25 protein-coding genes and 2 tRNA genes are annotated in these 25,028 nt (G+C 62.2%); 14 read left to right on the plus strand and 13 right to left on the minus strand.

The window, feature by feature from the left end; genetic code table 11:
- The first annotated feature begins 177 nt into the window (after positions 1-177).
- Together ACR0EF_RS02215 and ACR0EF_RS02220 are read left to right on the plus strand one after the other, a co-directional pair.
- A complete protein-coding gene (locus ACR0EF_RS02215) occupies positions 178-570 on the plus strand; it encodes a YHS domain-containing (seleno)protein (RefSeq protein ID WP_244952320.1) in 393 nt (130 codons plus the stop codon).
- 201 nt (positions 571-771) lie between these two features.
- The gene (locus ACR0EF_RS02220) at positions 772-1,242 is read left to right on the plus strand and encodes a CoA-binding protein (protein WP_093964819.1); all 471 of its coding nucleotides are present in this window, start codon (positions 772-774) and stop codon (positions 1,240-1,242) included.
- Positions 1,243-1,246: 4 nt separating this feature from the next.
- Here ACR0EF_RS02220 and ACR0EF_RS02225 read toward each other — a convergent pair whose 3' ends face one another.
- From ACR0EF_RS02225 to hisF, 3 genes are all read right to left on the minus strand, one after another.
- Positions 1,247-1,822 (minus strand): hypothetical protein, encoded by a 576-nt coding sequence (locus tag ACR0EF_RS02225; RefSeq protein ID WP_170371567.1) that lies wholly within the window; start codon positions 1,820-1,822, stop codon positions 1,247-1,249.
- 85 nt (positions 1,823-1,907) lie between these two features.
- On the minus strand, positions 1,908-2,225 hold the full coding sequence (locus ACR0EF_RS02230; protein ID WP_170371565.1) for a phosphoribosyl-ATP diphosphatase: 318 nt from the start codon (positions 2,223-2,225) through the stop codon (positions 1,908-1,910).
- Complete coding sequence (gene hisF / locus ACR0EF_RS02235; RefSeq protein ID WP_170371563.1) at positions 2,222-2,983, minus strand: imidazole glycerol phosphate synthase subunit HisF; 762 nt, start codon at positions 2,981-2,983, stop codon at positions 2,222-2,224. Before hisF ends, ACR0EF_RS02230 begins: the two co-directional genes overlap by 4 nt.
- A gap of 117 nt (positions 2,984-3,100) precedes the next feature.
- Between hisF and ACR0EF_RS02240 the strand changes: the two genes are divergently transcribed.
- Positions 3,101-3,547, plus strand: coding sequence for a DUF302 domain-containing protein (locus ACR0EF_RS02240; protein WP_437342727.1), 447 nt, complete (start codon positions 3,101-3,103; stop codon positions 3,545-3,547).
- A gap of 6 nt (positions 3,548-3,553) precedes the next feature.
- Here ACR0EF_RS02240 and ACR0EF_RS02245 read toward each other — a convergent pair whose 3' ends face one another.
- The gene (locus tag ACR0EF_RS02245; protein WP_170371561.1) at positions 3,554-4,036 is read right to left on the minus strand and encodes a DUF2867 domain-containing protein; all 483 of its coding nucleotides are present in this window, start codon (positions 4,034-4,036) and stop codon (positions 3,554-3,556) included.
- 4 nt (positions 4,037-4,040) lie between these two features.
- Positions 4,041-4,763 (minus strand): 1-(5-phosphoribosyl)-5-[(5-phosphoribosylamino)methylideneamino]imidazole-4-carboxamide isomerase, encoded by a 723-nt coding sequence (gene hisA / locus ACR0EF_RS02250; protein ID WP_170371559.1) that lies wholly within the window; start codon positions 4,761-4,763, stop codon positions 4,041-4,043.
- A gap of 135 nt (positions 4,764-4,898) precedes the next feature.
- Between hisA and ACR0EF_RS02255 the strand changes: the two genes are divergently transcribed.
- Complete coding sequence (locus tag ACR0EF_RS02255) at positions 4,899-5,306, plus strand: DUF2147 domain-containing protein (RefSeq protein ID WP_170371557.1); 408 nt, start codon at positions 4,899-4,901, stop codon at positions 5,304-5,306.
- 4 nt (positions 5,307-5,310) lie between these two features.
- Here ACR0EF_RS02255 and hisH read toward each other — a convergent pair whose 3' ends face one another.
- Positions 5,311-5,949: an imidazole glycerol phosphate synthase subunit HisH gene (gene hisH, locus ACR0EF_RS02260; RefSeq protein ID WP_170371555.1), complete on the minus strand. Its 639-nt coding sequence runs from the start codon at positions 5,947-5,949 to the stop codon at positions 5,311-5,313.
- Entirely contained in the window at positions 5,950-6,537 is a 588-nt protein-coding gene (gene hisB / locus ACR0EF_RS02265; RefSeq protein ID WP_170357270.1) for an imidazoleglycerol-phosphate dehydratase HisB, read from the minus strand. It abuts the gene before it with no gap.
- Between the two features lie 153 nt (positions 6,538-6,690).
- Between hisB and ACR0EF_RS02270 the strand changes: the two genes are divergently transcribed.
- Complete coding sequence (locus ACR0EF_RS02270) at positions 6,691-6,930, plus strand: Lrp/AsnC family transcriptional regulator (protein WP_050602861.1); 240 nt, start codon at positions 6,691-6,693, stop codon at positions 6,928-6,930.
- A 3-nt stretch (positions 6,931-6,933) separates the two neighbouring features.
- On the opposite strand, the gene ACR0EF_RS02275 is transcribed toward ACR0EF_RS02270, so the two are convergent.
- The 3 genes from ACR0EF_RS02275 to ACR0EF_RS02285 all read right to left on the minus strand — a co-directional run bounded on the left by ACR0EF_RS02275 (position 6,934) and on the right by ACR0EF_RS02285 (position 8,069).
- Positions 6,934-7,797, minus strand: coding sequence for a GNAT family N-acetyltransferase (locus tag ACR0EF_RS02275; protein ID WP_170371554.1), 864 nt, complete (start codon positions 7,795-7,797; stop codon positions 6,934-6,936).
- 88 nt (positions 7,798-7,885) lie between these two features.
- A tRNA-Gly gene (locus tag ACR0EF_RS02280) sits at positions 7,886-7,960 on the minus strand.
- 34 nt (positions 7,961-7,994) lie between these two features.
- Positions 7,995-8,069: transfer RNA gene (locus tag ACR0EF_RS02285), tRNA-Gly, on the minus strand.
- Between the two features lie 148 nt (positions 8,070-8,217).
- On the opposite strand from ACR0EF_RS02285, the gene ACR0EF_RS02290 reads away from it, so the two are divergent.
- Both ACR0EF_RS02290 and ACR0EF_RS02295 read left to right on the plus strand, forming a co-directional pair.
- Entirely contained in the window at positions 8,218-8,370 is a 153-nt protein-coding gene (locus ACR0EF_RS02290; protein ID WP_170340270.1) for a hypothetical protein, read from the plus strand.
- A 123-nt stretch (positions 8,371-8,493) separates the two neighbouring features.
- Positions 8,494-9,462, plus strand: coding sequence for a hypothetical protein (locus ACR0EF_RS02295; protein WP_170340111.1), 969 nt, complete (start codon positions 8,494-8,496; stop codon positions 9,460-9,462).
- 62 nt (positions 9,463-9,524) lie between these two features.
- Here the strand turns inward: ACR0EF_RS02295 and ACR0EF_RS02300 are convergent, their stop codons facing one another.
- A complete protein-coding gene (locus tag ACR0EF_RS02300; protein ID WP_170357273.1) occupies positions 9,525-12,962 on the minus strand; it encodes a pyruvate carboxylase in 3,438 nt (1,145 codons plus the stop codon).
- 120 nt (positions 12,963-13,082) lie between these two features.
- Positions 13,083-14,243, minus strand: coding sequence for an alpha-hydroxy acid oxidase (locus ACR0EF_RS02305; RefSeq protein ID WP_170371552.1), 1,161 nt, complete (start codon positions 14,241-14,243; stop codon positions 13,083-13,085).
- A gap of 161 nt (positions 14,244-14,404) precedes the next feature.
- On the opposite strand from ACR0EF_RS02305, the gene ACR0EF_RS02310 reads away from it, so the two are divergent.
- Entirely contained in the window at positions 14,405-16,825 is a 2,421-nt protein-coding gene (locus ACR0EF_RS02310) for an ATP-dependent helicase (protein ID WP_170371550.1), read from the plus strand.
- Between the two features lie 513 nt (positions 16,826-17,338).
- Here ACR0EF_RS02310 and ACR0EF_RS02315 read toward each other — a convergent pair.
- Positions 17,339-17,563 carry a DUF1127 domain-containing protein gene (locus tag ACR0EF_RS02315; RefSeq protein WP_093964832.1) on the minus strand — a complete coding sequence of 75 codons (225 nt, stop codon included), beginning with the start codon at positions 17,561-17,563 and terminating at the stop codon, positions 17,339-17,341.
- A 953-nt stretch (positions 17,564-18,516) separates the two neighbouring features.
- Between ACR0EF_RS02315 and mraZ the strand changes: the two genes are divergently transcribed.
- From mraZ to ACR0EF_RS02345, 6 genes are read left to right on the plus strand one after another with little or no spacing between them, the layout of a single operon-like run.
- Positions 18,517-18,984, plus strand: coding sequence for a division/cell wall cluster transcriptional repressor MraZ (gene mraZ / locus ACR0EF_RS02320; protein WP_254920219.1), 468 nt, complete (start codon positions 18,517-18,519; stop codon positions 18,982-18,984).
- Between the two features lie 4 nt (positions 18,985-18,988).
- Complete coding sequence (rsmH, locus tag ACR0EF_RS02325) at positions 18,989-19,984, plus strand: 16S rRNA (cytosine(1402)-N(4))-methyltransferase RsmH (protein ID WP_170371953.1); 996 nt, start codon at positions 18,989-18,991, stop codon at positions 19,982-19,984.
- Positions 19,981-20,349 (plus strand): cell division protein FtsL, encoded by a 369-nt coding sequence (ftsL, locus tag ACR0EF_RS02330; protein ID WP_093964833.1) that lies wholly within the window; start codon positions 19,981-19,983, stop codon positions 20,347-20,349. Before rsmH ends, ftsL begins: the two co-directional genes overlap by 4 nt.
- Positions 20,346-22,133 carry a peptidoglycan D,D-transpeptidase FtsI family protein gene (locus ACR0EF_RS02335; protein ID WP_170371549.1) on the plus strand — a complete coding sequence of 596 codons (1,788 nt, stop codon included), beginning with the start codon at positions 20,346-20,348 and terminating at the stop codon, positions 22,131-22,133. Before ftsL ends, ACR0EF_RS02335 begins: the two co-directional genes overlap by 4 nt.
- A gap of 21 nt (positions 22,134-22,154) precedes the next feature.
- Complete coding sequence (locus ACR0EF_RS02340; protein ID WP_170371547.1) at positions 22,155-23,636, plus strand: UDP-N-acetylmuramoyl-L-alanyl-D-glutamate--2,6-diaminopimelate ligase; 1,482 nt, start codon at positions 22,155-22,157, stop codon at positions 23,634-23,636.
- On the plus strand, positions 23,633-25,027 hold the full coding sequence (locus tag ACR0EF_RS02345; protein WP_170371545.1) for a UDP-N-acetylmuramoyl-tripeptide--D-alanyl-D-alanine ligase: 1,395 nt from the start codon (positions 23,633-23,635) through the stop codon (positions 25,025-25,027). Before ACR0EF_RS02340 ends, ACR0EF_RS02345 begins: the two co-directional genes overlap by 4 nt.
- The last annotated feature ends 1 nt before the right edge of the window (position 25,028 follow it).

Genomic DNA, 25,028 nt, shown 5'->3' on the forward strand with positions numbered 1-25,028 from the left:
GGACGTGTTCGACTGAGCCCTTTCCGACACGACCCTTCACAACTGCGTCAAATGGGTTTCGCGGCGCGTCAAAAGTTGCATCTTATAGCGTCTGTAAAACACAACCCGTGAAATCTGATGCTACCCCGACGATCCGTACTTGCCGGTCTTACCTTTTCAATCGCTTGTCCGCTGATATTGCGGGCGCAGACCGCCCCGGTCTTCTATTCCGCAAAAGGTGCGGCCATTACCGGTTATGACGCGGTCAGCTATTTTCGAGATGGCGGCCCGGTTCAAGGGCGACCCGACATTGCGGTGATGTGGAAGGGCGCTACCTGGCGGTTTGCCTCGCAGGAGAACCGAGAGGCGTTCGAGCTTAATCCGCGTGCCTACGCGCCGAGGTTCGGCGGATATTGCGCCTATGCCATGGCCTATGGCGAGCTCACCAGCACGGACCCGATGGCGTGGAAAATCGTAGGTGGCAGGCTGTATCTGACGCATTCCCTCGAGATCGAAAAGATGTGGCTGACGGACACGACCGGCTTTATCCAGAAGGCCGAGAAAAACTGGCCGGCGATCCTATACGGTTGACAGGCAGATTCCCGCTTATCCGCTCGTGTCATCACAAAAATGCGCGCAGCCCCTTTTTTTTCCTCAACTCATGCCTAAATGTCACAGTGACCGCGGAACGGAACTGCCGCGGGTCATTTCACTGTCCCTCGTTCCAACAACTGGCGCCCAAGGTATCCTTGGGCGCTTTTTTCTTTTCCAAGTCACGGCTAGGCTGCAGCCATGACCGACTATTCCGATGACTTCCTCAGATCCGTCCTGAAACGCACCAAGGTGGTTGCGGTCGTTGGCGTGTCGATGAACCCGGTGCGGCCCAGCTATTACGTCGCGCGCTACTTGTCGCTCAAGGGGTATAGGGTGATCCCGGTCAATCCCGGCCATGCCGGAGCCGATCTTTTTGGGGAAACCGTTCGGGCCTCGTTGTCCGAAATCAGTGAACCCGTTGACATGGTGGATATTTTTCGCAGGTCCGAAGCCGTTCCTCCGATCGTGGATGAAGCGCTGGCTGCATTTCCCGACCTGCGCACGATCTGGATGCAGATCGGCGTCGAAAACGCCGAGGCCGCCGCGGTGGCGCAGGCGCGCGGTGTCGATGTCGTCATGAATCGCTGCCCCAAGATCGAATATCAGCGCCTGTTCGGCGAGCTGCGCATGGGCGGGTTCGCCACCGGCATCATCTCATCAAAACTCTGACCGCTCAGTTGACCGCCACGGCGTTGAGTTCCGCAAGCTGCTCTTGCCGCCGTTTCTCCAGCACGATGTCGCGCGGGACCCAGTCATAGCGCGTGTCCTCGCGCAAAGGACTCCAAAACAGGACCCCTCCATAGCGCCATGGGTCCAGAACGACACCGTCGTACATCGAATCACCGCGTCGGCTGATTATTGCCGTGCTGTGATCGATTCGGAACGGGTTGTCGGCGTTGGCGATCGCGCGGTGCAGGGTCAGCGTGCGAAAGTTCTCCTGCTTCAAGCGCCGTTCGATGTCCTCGGCCCAGTGCCAGCACAGCCCGCGCGGGCGCAGCCCTTTGTTGACCTTGGCGTTATGGATCAGAGGGGGGTCTGTGATCTGGTATTCCTGCGCCAGCTGCGCGGTATAGGCATAGGTGACGCGGGCCGCACGCTGGGCCTCTTCCGGGTCGACTTCGGGCCCCAGCGCCTGGATCTGGGCTGCAAGCCGTGCGACGTCGTGGCTGCGGGCGGGCGGCGCGGATGAGCATGCGCCGAGCCCCAGAATGGCCAGCGTCGCCAGTGCCCAGATCATGGGTTTGAACATGCCTGTGTCCCTTGTCGCCCCTGCGCCCGGCAGGCGCTTCGGTCAATCACTATAGGGCGCGGACGCTATTGGTGAAAGCCGGGTCTCAGCCCCGGTCGCGTGCGGCCTTTTCGGCGATGCCGCTGGTGCCCTGCCGCCTGGCAAGCTCGGCCAGAACGTCATCCAGCGCCACGTCGCGCGCGGCCAGCATGACCAGCAGGTGATAGAGCACGTCGGCGGCCTCGGATGTCAGCCGGTCGCGGTCACCCTTCACGGCTTCGATGATCGCCTCCACGACCTCTTCGCCGAACTTCTCGGCGCATTTCTCGGGACCTTTGGACAGCAGCTTGGCGGTCCAGCTTGATTCGGGGTCCGCGCCCTTGCGGGATGCGATCGTGGCGGCCAGATCGTCCAGTATGCTCATGTCAGCCTCATGGGGATACCCGCGGATGCCATGTGCTCTTTGGCCTCGCGAATGGTGTATTCGCCGAAATGAAAGATCGAGGCCGCAAGCACCGCGCTGGCTCCGCCTTCCGTCACGCCTTCGACCAAATGGTCCAGATTGCCCACGCCGCCCGAGGCGATCACCGGCACGTCGACCGCATCCGAGATGGCGCGGGTGAGGGGAATGTTGAACCCCGCCTTGGTGCCGTCGCGGTCCATCGAGGTCAGCAGAATCTCACCCGCGCCCTTGGCGACGACGGTCTTGGCGAACTCTACCGCGTCGATGCCGGTTGGCTTGCGTCCGCCATGGGTGAAGATTTCCCATTTGCCGGGGCTGACGGTTTTGGCGTCGATGGCACAGACGATGCACTGGCTGCCGAACTGGTCGGCGGCCTCGGAGATCACGTCGGGGTTGGCCACGGCGGCCGAGTTGAAGCTGACCTTGTCGGCCCCCGCCAGCAACAGCGCGCGCACGTCTTCCTTGGTGCGCACGCCGCCACCCACCGTCAAAGGTACGAAGCACTGCTCGGCCGTGCGCTGAACCACGTCGAACATGGTGCCGCGGTTTTCGTGGGTGGCGTGGATGTCGAGAAAGCAGATCTCGTCAGCGCCGGCCGCGTCATAGGCCTTGGCCGATTCCACCGGATCGCCCGCGTCGCGCAGGCCCACGAAGTTCACGCCCTTGACCACGCGGCCATCGGCGACATCCAGACAGGGAATGATGCGGGTTTTCAGCATGGTTTGTCCTTTGTTGCCGCACCTCTACCGGCAAAGCCCCGCCGATGCCAGAGTTGTGATTGTTCTGCGCCCGGAACCTCGTGAAACTGAAGCGGATTTCAGCAGGAGGTGAAAACCATGCGCAACTTGTTTCTTACAACCGCTTTCATTCTGTCCGGTGCGACTTGGGCGATGGCTGACGACATCATCAAGGTTCCGACCGACAAGTCCGTGACCGAGGCCATCGACGCGCTGCAGGCCGCCGTCGAAAATGCAGGCGCCACTGTGTTTGCCCGCGTTGACCACGCGGCCGGTGCGCACAAGGTCGACAGGACGATACCGCCCAATCAGCTTTTGATCTTTGGAAACCCGGCCCTGGGAACGCCCGCCATGCAGATCGACCCCCGTGCGGGATTGTTCCTTCCGCTCAAGGTGCAAGCCTATGAGGATGCCGACGGCCAGGTCTGGTTGGCCTACGAGGATCCCAAGGAAACCATGGACGAGCTTGATGCGGTGGAAAAATCCCCCGTGATCGGCAAGATGCGCGGTGCGTTGAGCAAGCTGACGAGTGCCGCAGCCAACTGATCGGCGTCATACCTGAGAGGCGCGCGCGATCCGTTTCATGCAATTGCGCACGATCAGAATGTGAAAGGGCATGATCACCGTCAGATAGATCCGTCCCAAACGATTGTGAGTCCGCACCCAGGTTGCCATGACTATTCGGTCTTTGTCGCGATGCACGGCGATGCGGAAATCCAGATGGCGGTCATCGATTCCCACGATGACCTCTGTCTCATCCCTGTAAGTCACGGGAAAAATCGCGCCGGTGCCTGCGTCGGGCGAACCATTGTCGGTGTTCAAGTGCTTGCCGCCCTTCAAGCCGAATGGGGCAACGATTGCGCTCCGGATTCCCATCAGGATCTTCACCCACCCCGGCATGGTCAGACCGATTTTCATTGCGTCAAACGGTGCAAGGTCGCTTTGGACCGAGTACCCATCAACAAAATCGCCCGGAGTGTACAGCGACCACAATTCAGACTGCTCGGGCAGAACCTGTTTGCGGACCGCTCGCAATAGACTAACCCTTCAAAGCCGCCAGGGCTGCGCGCAGATCCAGCGCTCCGTCATAGAGCGCGCGGCCTGAAATCGCGCCGTTCAAATTTGCGCCGCAGTCGCGCAGGGCGATCAGGTCGTCCAGCGAGCTGACCCCGCCGCTGGCAATCACCGGGATCGAGACGGCACGGGCCAAATCGGCCGTGGCCTCGACATTGGGGCCTTGCATCGCGCCGTCGCGGTTGATGTCGGTGTAGATGATCGCTGCAACGCCTGCGTCTTCGAAGCTGCGCGCCAGGTCGGTCACCATCACGTCGGTTTCCTCGGCCCAGCCCTTGGTGGCGACGCGTCCGTTGCGCGCGTCGATGCCGACGGCGACCTGGCCGGGAAAGGCCTTGGCTGCCTGACGGACCAGATCGGGGTTTTCAACCGCGACCGTGCCCAGAATCACTCGGGCCAGCCCTTTGTCCAGCCAAGTCTCGATCGTGGCCATGTCGCGGATGCCGCCGCCCAGCTGGGCCGGCACGTTGCAGGATTTCAGGATCGCCTCGACCGGGGCGGCGTTCACGGGTTCCCCGGCGAAAGCGCCGTTCAGGTCCACCAGATGCAGCCATTCGCAGCCGGCCTCGACAAAGGCGCGGGCCTGGGCCGCGGGGTCTTCGTTGAAGACCGTGGCCTTGTCCATCTCGCCGCGCAGAAGGCGTACGGCCTGGCCGTCTTTCAGGTCGATTGCGGGATAGAGGATCATGTCGGGCGGCCTTTTCGTGACTGGTACTGGCGCGGGATATGACACAGGCGGGGCAGGGGATGCAACGCGACGCAAAGTCAATCTTGCCCGAACGGGTGCCGGCGGTCAGACTGCCTGCAAAACAGGGAGGATACCATGAACAAACTTGCTCTGGCCGCTGCGGCTGCACTTGTCACCTTGGCCACCGGCGCGCGCGCGGATGACCCGGTCGACGGGATTTGGAAAACCCAGCCGGGCGATACCGGCGGATATCTGCACGTCTCGATCGGGCCTTGCGGCAGCGCCGTTTGCGGCACCATCGACAGCGCCTTTGACAAGGACGGAAACCAGCAGCTGGATTACGAGAACCTGGGCAAGAACATCATCTGGGACATGGTCGCGGATGGCGGCGGCAGCTATAGCGGCGGCAAGATCTGGGCGCCGGACCGGGACAAGACCTACAATTCCAAGATGTCGCTGGACGGTCAGAACAAGCTGACGGTCAAGGGTTGCGTCGCGGGCGGCCTGATCTGTCGCGGTCAGACCTGGACCCGCGTACAGTAACCGGTCAGGGGGCCCAGGTCAGGAAGTTCCCGATCATCCGCAGGCCCACATCCTGGCTTTTTTCAGGGTGAAACTGCATCCCGATCATCGTGTCTCGGCCGATCACGGCCGTGACCGGCCCTCTATAGTCCACATGGGCCAGGCGTTGCGCCGGATTGGCGACGCGGAAATGGTAGGAGTGGACGAAATAGACGTGGTCGCCTGAGGCGACGCCGTTGAACACCGGGTGCTCGCTCTCGATCACCAGATCGTTCCACCCCATATGCGGAACCTTCAGCGCCCGGTCTTCGGGCTCGATCCGCACCACGTCCCCGGTCACCCAATTCAGGCCCGGCGTGTCGGTATATTCGCGGCCCGTGGTCGCCATCAGCTGCATGCCGACGCAGATGCCCAGAAACGGACGGCCCTTCTGCTCGACCGCTTCGACCATCGCGTCGTGGATGCCTTTGTGCCCGCGCAGCTCGGCCGCGCAGGCGGGAAAGGCGCCGTCGCCGGGTAGCACCAGCCGGTCGGCGCGCGCGACGACATCGGCATCCGAGGTCACGACGACCTCACCCGCGTCCAGCTCGCGCGCCATGCGTTGAAACGCCTTTTCCGCCGAGTGCAGGTTGCCGCTTTCGTAGTCGATGATCGCGGTCAGCATCTATAGCGCGCCCTTGGTGGACGGAATCGCATCCCCCTTGCGCGGGTCGGTCTCGACCGCATGACGCAGGGCGCGGGCGACGGCCTTGAACGCCGCTTCGGCGATGTGGTGGCTGTTGAAGCCGTGCAACTGGTCGATATGCAGGGTGATGCCGCCATGGGTGGCCAGCGCCTGAAAGAACTCGCGCACCAACTCGGTGTCGAAACTGCCGATCTTGGGCGTCGGCAGGTCCACGTTCCACACCAGAAACGGTCGGCCCGACAGGTCCAGCGCGCAGCGCACCTGCGCATCGTCCATCGGCAGATGGCACTCGCCATACCGCCGGATGCCTTTCTTGTCCCCCAGCGCCTGCGTCAGCGCCTGACCCAACGCGATGCCGGTGTCCTCGACCGTGTGGTGGTCGTCGATATGATAATCGCCTTTGGCCCGGATCGTCATGTCGATCAGCGAATGGCGCGCCAACTGGTCCAGCATGTGATCGAAGAACCCGACGCCGGTCTGGTTGTCATAGGTGCCGGTGCCGTCGAGGTTGACCTCGACCGTAATCGCGGTCTCGGCGGTCTTGCGGCTGATCGAAGCTGTGCGCATTGGCGAAATCCTCTTGCTACAGGGGCGCTTATAGACGGGGACGGGCGGCCTTATCCAGCCCGATCATTGCAATCGCAGCAAACTGTTGCAGGGGATTGCGCGCGGGCGCGGGGCGTGCCAGCCTGCGCCAAACGGAAGCAACAAGGCCACGAAATGTCCACCTGCGTTTTCATCCAGATCCGCTGCAAGCCCGGCACCACCTACAAGGTGGCCGAAGAGATCGCTCTGCGCGAAATCCACTCGGAACTCTACTCCACCAGCGGTGAATATGACCTGCTGCTCAAGCTTTACATTCCCGAAACCGAGGATGTGGGCCATTTCATTAACGAACACCTTCTGGTCATTCCGAACATCGAGCGGTCGTTGACGACAATGACCTTCAAGGCGTTCTAAGGCTCAGCCAAGTTCGAACGTCGTCACGCCGAACACGCGGTTCAGGTCGATATCCGGCTCGTGGTCGGAATACATGCGCGCGGTTTCAAAGACTTTTTCTAGGCCCAAAGCGTCAGCCAGTGCAAAGGCCGCCGCGTTGGGCTGTGGCATGTCGACATAGACCTCAGAACTGTGGTGATCAGCGGGAACTTCGGCCAGAACCGCAGCCAAAAGCGCCTGCGCGATGTCCGGATCGTCGGCGAACAGCGGCCCTACCTTGTAGCCATTCAGGCAGGGGCGCAGAGTTGCATAGCCGGCGAGGCGACCTTTCTGGATACAAAAACGCGAGATGTGGCCCGGTGCGCTCAGCCACTCCGTCAGAAAGGCATCCCGATGCGAGGGGAACAGGGCACGGTCATAGGTGCGAAGGTCTTCGGTCAGGCCACCGATGGGCGCGACCTCGATACTGGTCTTGGGTAGGCTGGACAGGATGCCTGAAACCGTGCCGGAGAACCGATAATTGTTGTAGGCGAAGACAAAGCCCGACTTGCGGTAGTTGTCCTGTTGTTCGACCACCCCGTCCAAGCCCATATTTCGCCCCGTACAATGCGCTAGGGCGTGCTGGGCGATTTCCAGACCATGACCGGATCCGCGAAACTCGGGCCGCACGATATAAAAGCCCAGAAACGAAAACGCGTCGTCGTAGTTCACGGCTGAAACCGAGGCGATCATCTCGCCATCCAGAAACCCGCCCAGAAATCCGTCGGGGTCGGTCGAGCGGAAACAAATTGCATCCTCATGGCCCGGGTTCCAGCCCTCGCGCCCGGCCCAATCCACTGCGTGGCGCAGTTCTTCGGCGGTCAGCGTGCGAATTTGGTAGTCTGACATCGGAGCATCCATCTGACTGCTGCTTGTCAGAACAGAATGGCGCAGGACCGACCGATCCGCCAGTGCTTGTTGTGGGAAGGTGGATATCTGGAGCGGGCGATGAGATTCGAACTCACGACCCTAACCTTGGCAAGGTTATGCTCTACCCCTGAGCTACGCCCGCAATCAGATATCTTGTGCGACCTTTCGGTCCTCGTTGGAGCGGGCGATGAGATTCGAACTCACGACCCTAACCTTGGCAAGGTTATGCTCTACCCCTGAGCTACGCCCGCGCCGTCGAGTGAGGCGTGAACTATAAATTCTGGCGGAAAGCTGCAAGAGGAAAAACGCACTTGGTCGGAAAAAATTTTGCGACAGAACAGGTGTGCTGAGCCGTTGAAACCTACAGCCCCGGATATTGACAACGGTGGAGACGGAGGGATGAACAAGGTTGAGAACATAAAACTGACTGCGCTGGTCGGAGCTATGCTTCTGAGCCTCTTTGCAGGTCAGTTGAGAAACGAGCAAGCCTATGAAGTTAATGATATTTTCAAACTGCCGCCAGAGGTCAATTCTCTCGAATTGAGTGGGTGACAGTGGTTTCGTTCGAAGGCCAAATTTTGCCGTATTCGATAACTAGTATATGCATAATGCGAAATTTCTGCTCAAACTTGTGCCGGTTGGCGCAAGTATTTGGATACCTAAAAGGGGATTGGCATGCATTGGTTTATTTCCATGTCACGGGTTGTGGCGACATCTTTGTTGCTGACCGGGGCAGTTAGCTTCGTTGCGGTGTTGGCTACGCCAGATATCGCCATAGCCAAGAACGGGAATGGCAATGGTGGCGGAAATGGTAACGGTGGTGGAAACGGAAATAGTAACGGTGGCGGCAACGGAAATGGCAAAAGCGCCGAAAAATCCAGTGCCAGCCTCGGAGGATCTGCGCGCAGCACGAAGGGTGGATCCGGCCAGGGCAAGGGTTTTCTCGCCGGTCTCGGTCTCGCTAAACCAAAAGCACAACGAAAGAACACCAAAACTACATCACGGATCAAAGGGCAGAACGGTTTTGCAGCCAAACTCGACGAATTCTTCACTGGAAAAAAGAAAGTCGAGAAGCCGATCCGTAAAGCGCGGGTAGCGGCGGCAGTTGTCGAGGAGCCGTATGTCAAACCAATCAAGCACGGCAAAATCGCGTCCGAGCTCAAGGGCTTGAATGCCGCGCACGCCAGCCAGACTGCCCTGATGAATGCGGCCCCGAACAGCATGCCTGGCAAGCTCTACAGCTATCAGCAGAGTATACTTGGTTTCTCTGGCGCGACAGAGGAGCTTGAAATGCGCGAACAGGAATTGTCCGAACTAGAAGGTCTGACCGAAGCGGAGATCGAGGACCAATTTGCGCCAACTGAAGAAGAAGCAGCCGAGGGCATCACCGCACAGGACAAATACGAGGATGCCGTGGCCGAAGCGGAGCAGGCTGTGACCGAAGCCGAAGAAGCCTTGGCAGGGGCGGATGATCCGCAGGAAGCACTTGATACCTTGACCGGTGGCCGTGACTTGTCCGATCCGGCTCTTCATGAACTGCACGATTTGTTGGGCTTGCCAGCGCCAATCGAGGAAGAGGTTTCGATTGACAGCACGCCGGAACAGTTGCCGCAACAGCCTGTCGCGGAGTCCAGCGACGGTTGAACTAGCCCGCTCGGATGAAAAAAGGCGCGCCTGATGGCGCGCCTTTCTGTGTTTTAACGGTTTTATTCCAACTCGACCAAAAGATCCTTGGCGTCGATCTGGCCGCCGGGCTGGACATGCACCGCCTTCACGGTTGCGTCGCGTTCGGCATGGATGCCGGTTTCCATCTTCATCGCCTCGATGGTCAGCAGAAGGTCGCCTTCTTTGACCTCCTGCCCGGCGGTGACGGCGACAGTCGAAACCACGCCCGGCATTGGCGCGCCGACATGGTTGGCGTTTCCGACCTCGGCCTTAGGGCGCTGGGCGGTCGAAGCTTGCACAAGGCGGTTGGGAACGCGGATGACGCGCGGTTGGCCATTGAGTTCAAAGAACACTTTGACCTCGCCATTCTCGTCCGTCTCCCCAATAGCCTGGCAGCGGATTTCCAGCGTTTTGCCCGGGTCGATCTCGGCCGAGATCTCCTCTCCCGGCTCCATTCCGTAAAAGAAGGTGCGGGTGGGCAGGGTGCGTACCGGGCCATAGATGCGGTGACGGCCCATGTAGTCCAGGAACACCTTGGGATACATCAGGTATCCGTTCAGGTCCTCGTCATCGACCTCCATGCCTTCCAGCTGTTTCGAGAGCTCCGCGCGGGTGGCCTCCAAATCAACCGGAGGCACGTCTTTGCCCGGCCGTTCGGTGTTCGGCTTTTCGCCTTTCAGCACCTTGGTCAAGATCGTTTCGGGGAAACCGCCCGGAGGCTGGCCCAGATTGCCGCGCATCATGTCGATGACTGAATCGGGGAAGGCCACGTCGGTCGAGGGATCCTCGACCTGCTCGCGGGTCAGGCCCTGACTGACCATCATCAGCGCCATGTCACCCACAACTTTCGAGGACGGCGTCACCTTGACGATGTCACCGAACATCTGGTTCACGTCCGCATACATCTGCGCGACTTCGTGCCAGCGTTCCTCCAGCCCCATCGAGCGCGCCTGCGCCTTGAGGTTGGTGAACTGGCCGCCCGGCATTTCGTGCAGATAGACCTCGGAGGCGGGGGCCTGCAGCCCGGATTCGAAGGCCGCGTATTGGCCGCGCACCGCCTCGAAGTAGTCGCTGATTTCGCGGATCGCCTTCACGTCCAACCCGGTGTCGCGGTCGGTGTGGCGCAGGGCCTCGACCACGGTGCCCAGCGTCGCCTGGCTGGTGTTGCCCGAGAAGCTGTCCATCGCGCAATCCACCACGTCCACGCCCGCCTCGCTGGCGGCCAGGATGGTGGCGCTGGCGATGCCGGCGGTGTCGTGGGTGTGGAAATGGATCGGCAGGCCGACCTCTTCCTTCAGTGCGCGGATCAGCACCCGCGCGGCGGCGGGTTTCAGCAGGCCGGCCATGTCCTTGAGGCCCAGAACATGGGCGCCGGCGTCGCGCAGTTCCTTGGCCATGCCGACATAGTATTTCAGGTCATACTTGGCGCGGTTCGGGTCGAGGATATCGCCGGTATAGCAGACGGTGCCTTCGCAGATCTTGCCGTTCTCGATCACCGCATCCATCGCCACGCGCATGTTCTCGACCCAGTTCAGCGAGTCGAAGACGCGGAACACGTCGATGTTCTGCGCGGCCTGGCGCACGAATTCCTGCACCACGTTGTCGGGATAGTTGGTATAGCCCACCCCATTGGCACCGCGCAGCAGCATCTGGGTCATCAGGTTGGGCATGGCCTCGCGCAGGTCGCGCAGGCGCTGCCAGGGGCATTCCTGCAGGAAACGATAGGCCACGTCGAAGGTCGCCCCGCCCCAGCATTCGACGCTGAACAGCTGCGGCAGGTTCGCGGCATAGCTGGGCGCCACGCGGATCATGTCGATCGAGCGCATGCGGGTGGCCAGCAGCGACTGGTGCCCGTCGCGCATGGTGGTGTCGGTGATCAGCAGCTGGCGCTGGGCCTTCATCCAATCGGCCACGGCCTGCGGGCCCTTCTGTTCCAGCAGGTTGCGCGTGCCCATCAGCGGTTCCGCCTTGGGCGCGGGGGGCTTGGGTTCCTTGAGGTCGGCACGCGGCCGCGGGCGATCCTTGGTCTCGGGGTGCCCGTTCACCGTTATGTCGGCGATATAGGTCAGAACCTTGGTGCCCCGGTCGCGGCGCTTCTTGAACTGAAACAGCTCGGGCGTCTCGTCGATGAACTTGGTGGTGTATTCGTTCGACAGGAAGGTCGGGTGCTTCAGCAGGTTTTCGACAAAGGCGATGTTGGTGGAAACACCGCGCACGCGGAACTCTCGTAGGGCGCGGTCCATCCGGGCAATCGCCTTTTCCGGCGTCGGCGCCCAGGCGGTGACCTTGGTCAGCAACGAGTCGTAATACCGCGTGATCACCCCGCCGGCATAGGCCGTGCCGCCATCCAGCCGGATGCCCATGCCCGTGGCCGAACGATAGGCCGTGATGCGCCCATAGTCGGGGATGAAGTTGTTGAGCGGGTCTTCGGTGGTCACGCGCGTCTGCAGCGCGTGGCCGTTCAGGCGGATTTCGTCCTGGCTGGCCTTGCCGGTGGCCTCGGCCAGGGTCTTGCCCTCGGCAATCAGGATCTGCGCCTGCACGATGTCGATGCCGGTGACCTCTTCGGTCACGGTGTGTTCGACCTGGACGCGGGGGTTTACCTCGATGAAGTAGAACTTGCCGGTCTCCATATCCATCAGGAATTCGACCGTGCCGGCGCATTCATAGTTCACATGCGCGCAGATGCGGCGGCCCAGGTCGCAGATCTCGGCGCGTTGCTCTTCGGTCAGATAGGGGGCAGGGGCGCGTTCCACGACCTTCTGGTTTCGGCGCTGAACCGAGCAGTCGCGTTCATACAGGTGATAGATCTGCCCGTGTTTGTCGCCCAGGATCTGCACCTCGACATGGCGGGCGCGGGTGATCATCTTTTCCAGATAGCCCTCACCATTGCCGAATGCGGCCTCGGCCTCGCGGCGGCCTTCCAGAACCTTTTCTTCCAACTCGTCTTCGGAATAGATCGGGCGCATCCCCCGGCCGCCGCCGCCCCAGGACGCTTTGAGCATCAGCGGATAGCCGATCTCGGCCGCTTCCTTGCGGATCGCGTCCATGTCATCGCCCAGCACTTCGGTCGCCGGGATCACCGGCACACCGGCGGCAATCGCCACCTTGCGTGCGCTGGCCTTGTCGCCCAGGGCGCGCATGGTTTCGGCCTTGGGGCCGATGAAGGTGATACCGTTCTGCACGCAGGCATCCACGAAATCGGGGTTTTCCGACAGCAGGCCATAGCCCGGGTGGATGGCGTCAGCGCCGCTTTCCTTGGCGACGCGGATGATCTCGTCGATCGACAGATAGGCCGCGACCGGGCCCAGACCCTCGCCGATGCGATACGCCTCGTCCGCCTTGAACCGGTGCAGGCCCAGCTTGTCCTCCTCGGCATAGACGGCAACGGTGCGTTTGCCCATCTCGTTCGCGGCGCGCATCACGCGAATGGCAATCTCACCCCTGTTGGCGATCAGGATTTTCTTGAAGTCAGTCATGGCAAGTCCCGGTCTTTTGCATTTGGCCGTGTTAATAGACCGAGATTACGCGCAGATATATCTGTAGTTCTGGGTAGAACCGGCATGTTATCGCTCGCAAACGCCGCCTATTGCGGCGTTTTATGGCACATGCTGCATCGCGGCATCAATGTTTGCGTTAACACTAGGCAGATATTTTAGCGTTGCGGCACCCAATTGTCCCATATTTGCAAGCATGTCCTGCCGCAGAATATCGATGACATGGGTCGGGCCGCGCGCGCCCAATGCTGCAACGCCATAGAGGAACGCCCGCCCCAGCATGACCAGATCGGCGCCCAAGGCCCGCGCCCGCAGAATGTCCAGCCCGCCCGAAACGCCGCTGTCGAAGATCAGCGGCAGGTCGGTTGCGGCGCGGATGGCGGGCAGCATGTCGATGCTGGCCGGCGCGCCATCGAACTGGCGGCCGCCGTGATTCGAGACCCAAAGCGCGTCGATCCCAGCCTGTTTCAGCCGCTCGGCATCCTCGGGGCGCAGCACGCCCTTTATGATGAACGGCCCCTGCCAGTGGTCGCGCAGCCACTTGACGTAATCCATGCCCGGAGAGGTCCTGAGCAGGTACCCGATATGCGCCGTGGGCGGCAGATTGGCGGTGCCGTCGATATATTTGTCCAGCGTGCGCATCCGGGGCTTGCCGTGACGCGCCATGCCCCAGGCCCAGGCCGGACGGGCGGCGATCTGCGCCAGCAGGCGCGGCGTCAGGCGCGGCGGATGGGTCAGGCCCGAGCGGGTTTGCCGTTCCCGGCGCGAGGCCACGGGCACATCGACGGTCAGCACCAGCGTGCCGAACCCGGCGGACCGGGCGCGGGACAGCAGGTCGGCGCGAATCTCCGGGTCCTTGGGCGGGTACAGCTGGAACCAGGCGTCGGGTCCGATATGCGGGGCCATGTCCTCGGGGCTTTGACTGGCGACAGTGGACAGAACATACGGAATGCCCGCCTGCGCCGCGGCGCGCGCCATCAGCGCTTCGGCCCCCGGCCAGACCAGTCCGCACATCCCGATCGGGGCCATGCCGAAGGGCAGCGGATGGTCGCGCCCCAGAAAGCGGGTGCTGGTGTCGAATTCCAGCGGGCCTTTCAGGATGGCGGGCAGAAACCCGATGCGGTCCAGCGCCGCCCGGTTGCGTTTCAGCGCGGTCTCGGCCCCGGTGCCGCTGTCGACATAGTCCCAGACAAAGTGCGGCAGCCGACGGCGTGCGCGGCGCTTCAGATCCTCGATGCCTGGATAGGTGCTGTGCAGGTCCATGCTGATTGATCCGACCTGAGGCCCGATTCGGCAAGGGTTTCAATCGGATGCAGCCCGCACCTGACGGCTCAACCAGCGCAACGAAAGAAATTCGTAAAACCGTGCGAACAAGCCGTGAACAAACCCTTTCCCTCGGCGCGCTTCCGGCTTAGTTTGGGCGCATGAGCAGTTTCGATGAAAATGACGCCTTCGAAGGCGCCTCGCTGTCGGCCCGCGCCATGGCCGCGCTTCGGCCCGAGGTGGACTACTTGAATGAATTGAACCCGGCGCAGCGGGAAGCGGTCGAGCTGTTGGATGGCCCGATCCTGATGCTGGCCGGGGCGGGCACCGGCAAGACCAAGGCCCTGACCACCCGCATCGCGCATCTGCTGAACATCGGGCGGGCCCGCCCGAACGAGATTCTGGCCGTGACCTTCACCAACAAGGCCGCGCGCGAGATGAAGGAACGGGTCGGCCGCCTGCTGGGCCAGCCCGCCGAGGGCATGCCGTGGCTGGGCACCTTCCACTCGATCTGCGTCAAGCTGCTGCGCCGCCATGCGGAACTGGCGGGGCTGAAGTCGAACTTCACCATCCTCGACACCGACGACCAGTTGCGATTGCTCAAGCAGTTGGTGCAGGCCGCCAATATCGACGACAAGCGCTGGCCTGCGCGGATGCTGGCCGGCATCATCGACGACTGGAAGAACCGCGCCCTGACGCCCGACAAGGTGCCCGCCGCCGATGCCGGGGCCTACAACAACAAGGGCGTCGAGCTTTACGCTCAATACCAGACCCGCCTGCGAGAGTTGAACGCGGTGGATTTCGGCGACCTGCTGTTGCACATGGTCACCATCTTCCAGACCCACCCGGACGTGCTGGAGCAATACCAGCGCTGGTTCCGCTATATCTTGGTGGACGAGTATCAGGACACCAATATCGCCCAGTACCTGTGGCTGCGGCTGTTGGCCGGTGGGCACAAGAATATCTGCTGCGTGGGGGACGACGACCAGTCGATCTATGGCTGGCGCGGGGCCGAGGTGGGCAACATCCTGCGTTTTGAGAAAGACTTTCCCGGCGCCCACGTGGTGCGGCTGGAGCAGAACTACCGCTCGACCCCGCATATTCTGGCCGCCGCCTCGAACGTGATCCGTGGCAATGAAAGCCGTCTGGGAAAGGAGTTGTGGACCGACAAGCCCGGGGGCGAAAAGGTCCGCCTGATCGGCCACTGGGATGGTGAGGAGGAGGCCCGTTGGATCGGCGAAGAGATCGACGCCATGCAGGGCGGCACCCGTGGCGTGCGACCGATGAACTTGGACGAAATCGCCATCCTCGTGCGCGCCAGTCACCAGATGCGCGCCTTCGAGGACCGGTTCCTGACCATCGGCCTGCCCTACAAGGTGATCGGCGGCCCGCGATTCTACGAACGGATGGAGATCCGCGATGCCATGGCCTATTTCCGGCTGGTGGTCAGCCCCGAGGATGATCTTGCGTTCGAGAGAATTGTAAACACGCCAAAACGCGGCCTGGGTGACAAGGCGCAGCAAACCATCCAGATGACCGCGCGCGAAAATGGGGTGTCACTGGTCGAAGGGGCTCGGATTGCGGTCGATAACGGGTTGATCAAGGGCAAGGGCGGCAAGGCGCTAAAGCAACTGGTAGACGATTTGGCGCGCTGGCGGCGCAAAATGCTCGGTCCTGCCAAGATAATTCAAGAGCCAAACGACGACCTGATAGATGGGGAAATGCCCATATTCGTCGGACGAACGGAATATGGACCTCCTGACCTAAGTCACATCGAACTTGCGCAGATCATTCTCGACGAATCCGGCTATACCGCCCACTGGCAGAACGACAAGACGCCGGAGGCTCCGGGGCGGTTGGAAAACCTGAAGGAACTGGTCAACCAGCTGGACAACTTCGAGAACCTGCAAGGGTTCCTGGAGCATGTCAGCCTGGTGATGGACAACGAACAGGACAGCGGCGGGCCCAAGGTCTCGATCATGACCCTGCACGCGGCCAAGGGGCTGGAGTTTCCGGCCGTGTTCCTGCCGGGGTGGGAGGACGGTCTGTTCCCCTCGCAACGGTCGATGGACGAATCCGGCCTCAAGGGGCTCGAGGAGGAACGGCGGCTGGCCTATGTGGGCATCACCCGCGCCGAGGAGGTCTGCACCATTTCCTTCGCCGCCAACCGGCGCGTGTTCGGGCAATGGCAGAATGCGATGCCCTCGCGCTTCATCGACGAATTGCCCGAGGATCATGTCGAGGTTCTGACGCCTCCGGGCCTCTATGGCGGCGGCCAGATGTCGACAGGCATTGAGACCCGCGCGGCGCAGGCCAATGTCTACAACTCGCCGGGCTGGAAACGGATGCAGGCGCGGCAGGGGCAATACGGCATGTCGCAGCCGCGTGAATCCCGCAACACAGTGATCGACGCGACCGCCGTGGCCAGCTTTACCCTGGGCGAGCGGGTGTTCCACCAGAAGTTCGGCTATGGCGGCGTGGTCGGGATCGAGGGGGACAAGGTCGAGGTCGAGTTCGACAAGGCCGGAACCAAGAAGGTCGTCGCACAGTATCTATCCGCAAAAGACGACGTGCCGTTCTGATCCAGCGGAATGTGCCTCCCGGCACATGCTCGACTTTTTTGTTTGGCGCCCGGTCCTGCCCGTGGCGCCTTTTTCATGCCGAATGAAAAAAACGGCGGTTCCCAGGGAGGAGGAGGGAACCGCCGTTCTTGTCAACATCAGAGCAGGGAGGAGGAGAGCCCCGATGTATCCGAACCCGGGTTTTCCCCGGTATCTGAAGCGCGCGGTGACACCAGGGAGGAGGAAGGGTGCCACCGCGCTCTTTTCACATCGGGAAGGGAGGAGGAGAACCCGATGTATGCGTTTCCGGGTCTGGCCCGGTATTAGAAGGGCGCGGTGGCATCAGGGAGGAGGAAGATGCCACCGCGCGCTTTCAACATCAGAGCAGGGAGGAGGAGAGCCCCGATGTATCAGCATCCGGCAGGTTGAGGCCGGTATAGGGCGCGGCAGCATCAGGGAGGAGGAGAGATGCTGCCGCTGAAATACAGGTCCTATGGGAGGAGGAGTGGACCTGATCTCGGTGTTTCGTGGCGCTTAGCGCGCGAATTGTTCTTCGGCGGCCTGCATGGCCAGGCGACGGATCATCGAACGGTGCAGGCCCAGATCGGCCAGCTCGCGGTCCGACAGTTCTGACAGTTCGTTCACCGTCTGGCGGTACACGCGATAGCGTGCGATACGGGTCTTCATGGTTTCGATCAGAGAGGCGAAACCAAAGGTCGATGCGCTTTTGTGTGCGCTGTTGGTGCTTGCGACTGCCATGTTCGTTACCCAATCATTTGTCGTTGCCGCCGCGATGTTCCGGCGCTTGCTTGAGACTGAAGATAGGCAAATGCTGCGATTGCACAATACCGGACAGGATCAATGCTGCTATGCAGCAAGTGCATAGATTGACTGCCGGAATCCAGACACCCGAAAATATGCCTTTAAAATATGGATATTTTCGTTAGCGCGAACTGCGGGGCATTGCTCGGGTCTGGCTGCCGCCCATCATTTTGATGAAAATTTGCGCGCGTAAACGTGGAATTTGTGCGGTTCAGGATTGCGCGATTTTTGTGCGTCTGGGTCAACTCCCGATTTGGGTGAGGTCATGGGACTTTGTGGGACTGGCGGGAATTGGTGGGAAATCCGGGGCGGTCTCTCCGGGGCTCGGCCAGGATCGCAGGGTGATTCGGCGCCATATGGCCGAATTCGTGAGGGTATTGGACGGACTCAGGGTCGTTCCACAGAAAATGTGGGAAATCGTGGGAAGAATTTTCCAGCGCGATATTTGTCTATATGTTGTGCTGGATTGGTTTAGTGCGTCTAACTGTGGACAGATTTCATGTTTGCGTATGAATTTCTACTGCTGTGGTTTTCCGAATCTAACCTTCTTGGAAAAAAATCTCATTGATTTCCATGAATTCCCATGGCATCCCTTATTCATCCGATGAGGACGAGGCACATGGGGCGCCAAACGACCCCGAACCAAAAATAAACAGGTTTCATACAGGCATCTCGCTTTCATCACTCAAGAGATCCGGCGCGCGGGCGAGCAGACATCCCCCCAGGTGGCGCGCGCAGCTGGACATCCCGCGAAGCGGGTCAATGCGGCGGGTTGATCAGTGGCAGCAGATCAACCCGCCGTTTTTCATCCGGGGGAAGACGTAGGTGGGGCGCAAGCGAAAGGGACAGTCGTCTTGGCGCGCAGGTTTAGAGGTGAAAGCCACCACAAGGTGGACGCGAAGGGCAGGGTGTCGATCCCGGCCTCGTTTCGCCGTGTGCTTGAGGCCTCGGACCCCAACTGGCAGCCTGGCGACAATCCTGAACTGGTAATCGTATACGGTGACCACCGCCGCAAATACCTTGAATGCTATACTATGGAGGCGATCGACGAGGTCGACGCCAAGATCGACGCGCTGCCGCGCGGCTCGATGCAGCGCAAGATGTTGCAGCGCCTGTTCCACGGGCAGTCTTTCCCGACCAACGTCGATGAAACCGGACGCCTGGTGTTGCCGGCCAAGCTGCGCAACAAGATCGGGCTGGAAGGCGAGGCGTTCTTCATCGCCGCGGGCGACACGTTCCAGATCTGGAAGCCCGAGACATACGAGGCCGAGGAACTGGCCGCCACCGAAGACTGGCTGGACGAACTGCCCGAGGATTTCGATCCGATGCAGTTCCTTGACGGCATCGAAGGTGCGTGACGGCATGGCCGGCGCGGATCACACTTCATCTGATAAACCCCACATTCCCGTTCTGCTGCGCCCGTTGCTGGACGCGGTTCATCCGGTATCTGGCACGTGGCTGGATGGCACCTTTGGTGCAGGCGGCTATACCCGGGGTTTGCTTGAGGCTGGCGCCGACACGGTTATCGGTGTCGATCGCGATCCGTTGGCCTTTGAAATGGCGGCGGAGTGGGCAGCCGTATATGGCGATCGGCTGGTGATGCAGCCGGGTGTCTTTTCTCGCATGGATGAATACGCCAGCAACCTCGATGGCGTGGTGCTGGACCTTGGTGTCTCGTCCATGCAGCTGGATCAGGCCGAGCGCGGCTTTTCCTTCATGAAGGACGGCCCGCTGGACATGCGCATGAGCCAGGAGGGCGAAAGCGCGGCTGATCTGGTCAACAGCGCGACCGAGGAGCAATTGGCCGACATCCTGTTCCACTACGGTGAGGAACGGGCCAGCCGCCGCATCGCGCGCGCCATCGTCAAGGCCCGCACCGAGTCGCCCATCACCACCACCCTGCGTCTGGCCGAGATCGTCGAATCCTGCCTGCCGCGCGCCAAGCCCGGACAATCCCATCCGGCCACTCGGTCGTTCCAGGCGCTGCGCATTGCGGTGAATGCCGAATACGAGGAGCTGTTCCAGGGACTGATGGCCGCCGAGCGCGCGTTGAAGCCGGGCGGGCAACTGGCCGTGGTCACCTTCCACTCGGTCGAGGACCGGATGGTCAAACGCTTTTTCCAGTCGCGCGCTGGCAAGACCGGCCGTGCCAACCGCTATGCGCCCGAGATCCAGCAGGATCAGCCGCAATTCACATTGAAGACCCGCAAGGCCATCGGCCCCGACCCGCAGGAGTTGCGGGACAACCCGCGCGCACGCTCGGCCAAGTTGCGGGTTGCTGTTCGTACCGATGCTCCGGCGGGGGAAATTGATGCCCGCGCCATCGGCATGCCCGTGATCGGGGGAAAGGCAAGATGAAGAGTATTCTGTTTGTATTGACCGCCTTGGGTGTTTTTGGGCTGGCCTTGTGGGCCTATCAGGAAAACTACCGCACCCAACAGGTACTGAAGGAAACCCAGTCTCTGCAGCACCAGATCGGCGCGGCCCAGGCTCGGCTGGCTGTATTGCAGGCCGAATGGGCCTATCTGAACCGCCCCGACCGACTGCGTGAACTGGCCGACCTTAATTTCGAGCGTCTGGGCCTTCTGCCGCTGCGCGCCGAGCAATTCGGACGCGCGGACCAGATCGCCTATGCCGAGGATCCCGACCTGCCCATCGCCGACCCGATCGAACTGCAGGCGATCACGGACACCCAGGCCCTGGGCGAGGTGCAGATCCCATGACACGCACACCGCTCCGCCCGCTTGCCCGCATCCTTGAGGCCCGTGCCCGCGGGGAAAACCCCAAGGTGATCGAGCGCGAGAACATCCGCCGCCGCCACGAAGAGATGAAGGACCGCGCCCGCGCCCGCGCCGAAGGGCGGTTGCTGGTGCTCAGCGCGTTTTTCTTTGCGGCATTTGCCGTTGTCGGGTTCCGAATGGGCGCTTTGGCTACTTCGGAGGCGCAAGAACCGCTGGCGAGCGCCCCGGGCGCGTCGATTGCCATGCAGCGGGCAAATATCGTGGACCGCGAAGGCCGAATCCTTGCTACCAACCTTGATACCTATTCCGTTTATGCCCAGCCTCCGCTGATGATCGACCCGATCGCGGCCGCGGAAAAGCTGGTGGCGATCTTTCCGGATCTGGACAAAGAGCGGTTGGTCAAGGACTTCACCGGCAAGCGCAAATTCCTGTGGATCAAAAAGCGTATCTCGCCCGAGCAGAAGCAGGCAGTGCACGACATCGGCGATCCGGGCATCCTATTTGGCCCGCGCGAAATGCGGCTCTATCCCAACGGCCGGCTGGCCGCGCATATCCTAGGTGGCTCCGGCTTTGGGCGCGAAGGCGTCTCGGCCGCCGAGGTGATCGGTGTGGCCGGGGTGGAAAAACAGTTCGACGACTATCTGCGCGATCCCGCCAACGGAACCAAGCCGCTGCAGCTGTCGCTGGACCTGACCGTTCAGGCGGCGGTCGAGCAGGTGCTGGACGGCGGCATGAAGATTATGAACGCCAAAGGCGCCTCGGCGGTGCTGATGAACGCCCATACCGGCGAAGTGATTGCTGCCGCCTCGTTGCCATCGTTCGACCCGAACGACCGTCCGCGCCCGCCGACCTCGGGCTTTGACCCCTCGGACAGCCCGCTGTTCAACCGCTATGTGCAGGGGGTGTACGAACTGGGCTCGGTCTTCAAGATCTTCACCGCCGCGCAAGCGGTCGATCTGGGGCTGGTCAATGCCGACACGATCATCGACACCTCGGGGCCGATGAAGATCGGACGTTTCCCGATCGGCGAATTCAATGGCAAGAATTATGGCAAGATCAGCGTGGCCGATGTGATCGTGCACAGCTCGAACCGCGGCACGGGGCGGTTGGCGCTGCAGATCGGCGCCGAGCGCCAACAACAGTTCCTGGACGCGCTGGGCATGTTCGACCCCACGCCGTTCGAGATCGTCGAGGCCAAGGGTGGGGTGCCGCTCAAGCCCAAGAAGTGGGGTGAATTGAGCACCGTCACCATTTCCTACGGCCACGGCCTGTCGACCAGCCCGATGCATCTGGCGGCGGGCTATGCGGCCATTGCCAATGGCGGGCACTATGTCAGCCCCACGATCCTGCGCCGCAACGGTCCGCAATACGGGCCGCGCGTGATGTCGGAAAGCGCGGCCAAACAATCGCTGATGATGCTGCGCAAGGTGGTGACGGATGGAACCGCCAGCTTTGGTGACGTTCCGGGCTATGCCGTGGCCGGTAAAACCGGCACCGCCGACAAGCCCAAGCCGCGCGGCGGCTACTATGATGACAAGGTGATCGCCACCTTCGCTTCGGTCTTTCCGGCCTATGATCCGAAATATGTTCTGATCGTTGCGCTGGACGAACCGTCGATCCTGGCCTACGGCGAAAAGCGCCGCACGGCAGGCTGGACGGCGGTACCCGTGGCGGCCGAGTTGATCGGCCGCATCGCGCCGCTGCTGGGCTTGCGTCCGCGGCTTGAGCCTGAGGATCGCGCTGCTATAACGCTGACCTCGAATTAGGCAGTCCGACAGAGGTGGGTCATGGGCGCAAGGTCAAAGAAACTCAGCCAGCTGGCCCTGACCGCGCGCGGCGGTGCCGACCCGGAGATTACCGGGCTGGCGGTGGACAGCCGTCAGGTCAAGGACGGCTTTCTGTTCGCGGCGCTGCCGGGGACGCGCGTGCATGGGGGCGAATTCATCCAATATGCCCTGCGTATGGGGGCTGCAGCCATCCTGACCGATGCCGAAGGCGCGCGGATCGCCGCTGATGAACTGGCCGCCTCGGACGCCGCCCTGGTGGTGGTACAGGACCCGCGCCAGACGCTGGCATACACCGCCGCATTGTGGTTCGGGGCGCAGCCGCGCACCATGGTGGCGGTCACCGGCACCAACGGCAAGACCTCGATTTCGACCTTCGTGCGCCAGATCTGGACCGAACTGGGCCACATGGCCGTCAATCTCGGCACGACAGGGGTCGAGGGCGCGTGGACGGCACCGCTGGCCCACACGACACCCGAACCCATCACCCTGCATCGCTGTCTGGCCGAGGCCGCCGAGGCCGGCGTGACCCACGCAGCGATGGAGGCCTCGTCGCACGGGCTGGAACAGCGCCGGCTGGACGGTGTGCACCTGACGGCGGCGGGGTTTTCGAATTTCACCCAGGATCACCTGGACTATCACGCGACGTTCGAGGCCTATTTCGCCGCCAAGGCCGGTCTGTTCGACCGGGTTCTGCCGCAGGACGGAACGGCCGTGATCAACATGGACGACCCGAAAGGCGTCGCGATCCGTGATATTGCGCAGGCGCGCGGTCAGTCGATCCTGACCGTGGGTAGCGGGGATGCTGATCTTTGCCTGTTGAACCAACGGTTTGACGCCACCGGGCAGGATCTGCGCTTTGCCTGGCGCGGCAAGACCTTCCAGACCCGGCTGAACCTGATCGGCGGGTTTCAGGCGGAAAATGTTCTGCTGGCCTGCGGATTGGTCATCGCCAGCGGAGACGAGCCCGAGCATGTCTTCGACACCCTGCCGCATCTGACCACGGTGCGGGGGCGGATGCAGTTGGCGGCGACCCGCAGCAACGGGGCGGCGGTATTTGTCGACTACGCGCACACGCCCGACGCCGTGGCCACCGCCTTGCAGGCGCTGCGTCCACATGTGATGGGCCGGTTGATCGCCATCGTCGGCGCGGGCGGCGACCGCGACGCGACCAAGCGCCCGCTGATGGGCCGCGCCGCGGCCGAGAACGCCGACATCGTCTTTGTCACCGACGACAATCCGCGCTCGGAAGACCCCGCCGCCATCCGCGCCGCGGTGATGGCCGGGGCCCCCGACGCGACCGAGGTTGCCGACCGGGCCGAGGCCATCCTGCGCGGCATAGATGCATTGCAGCCGGGCGATGCGCTGCTGATCGCGGGCAAGGGGCACGAGACCGGGCAGATCGTGGGTGACCAGGTTCTGCCCTTCGATGATGTGGAACAGGCCAGCATCGCCGTGGCCGCGCTGGACGGGAGGGGCGCATGACGCTCTGGACCGCATCCGAGGCCGCCGCCGCGACGGGCGGACGGGCCACGACCGACTGGCAGGCGGGCGGTGTGTCCATCGATACGCGTACGCTGCAACCGGGTGACCTGTTCGTGGCGTTGAAGGCGGCGCGCGACGGGCATGATTTCGTGGCGCAGGCGCTGGACAAAGGGGCTGCTGCCGCGCTGGTCACGCGGGTGCCCGAAGGTGCGGCCGCCGATGCGCCGCTGCTGATCGTCGATGACGTACAGACCGCGCTCGAGGCGCTGGGTCGCGCGGCCCGTGCCCGGTGCAAGGCCCGCGTGGTTGGGGTGACGGGCAGTGTGGGCAAGACCTCGACCAAGGAGATGCTGGCGACCATCCTGTCGGATCAAGGCCGCACCCATGCCAGCGTTGCCAGCTACAACAACCATTGGGGCGTGCCGTTGACTCTGGCCCGGATGCCGCGCGACACCGAATATGCGGTGATCGAGATCGGCATGAACCACCCCGGCGAAATTGCACCCCTGGCGCGGCAGGCTCGCCCGCATGTGGCGCTGGTCACCACCGTCGCCGCGGTTCACCTCGAGGCGTTCGAGTCGGTTGCCGGCATCGCTCACGAAAAGGCCGCTATCTTTGAAGGTTTGGAGGCCGGAGGCACCGCCATCGTGAACGCCGACCTGGATCATACCGAAATCCTGCGCACATGCGCCGCCCGGCACGGCGGGGTGATCGTGGATTTCGGCCGCACCGCATCGGATTATCGGCTGACCGGCGTGACCCAGTCGCCCACGGACATTCACGTGACCGCCGAGGCCATGGGCCAGCCATTCGCTTTCGAGGTGCAATCTGCGGGGACGCATTTTGCCATGAACGGCCTGGGCGCGCTGGCTGCCTGCGTCGCGCTGGGTTTCGATCTGGACGCGGCCATTGCCGGCCTGGCCAAATGGGCGCCGGTCACAGGGCGGGGCGTGCGAGAGACGCTGGCCCTGCCGGACGGCGGGCAGATCGAACTGCTGGACGATAGTTACAACGCCAATCCGACCTCGATGGCGGCGGCGCTGGATGTGTTGGCGGCGGCGCAGGGCGCACGGCGCATCGCCTTTCTGGGTGACATGAAAGAGCTGGGGCCCGACGAACGCGCGATGCACGCAGCGATGGCAGACGTGCCGGCCATGACGCAGATCGACAAGGTGCATTGCATCGGTCCGTTGATGCGGGCGCTGCACGAGGCCTTGCCCGAGGACAAGCGCGGGCTGTGGTTTGAGACCAGCGCCGAAATGGTTCTAGAGCTGCCGCAGCTGGTTCGGGCGGGCGATGCCGTGTTGGCCAAAGGCTCGCTCAGCATGGCGCTGGCACGGATTGTTGACGGTTTGCGGAAAATAGGGCAAGTGGGCGCGCTTGATGCATGAC

Source organism: Ruegeria sp. CG8, from assembly GCF_056537165.1.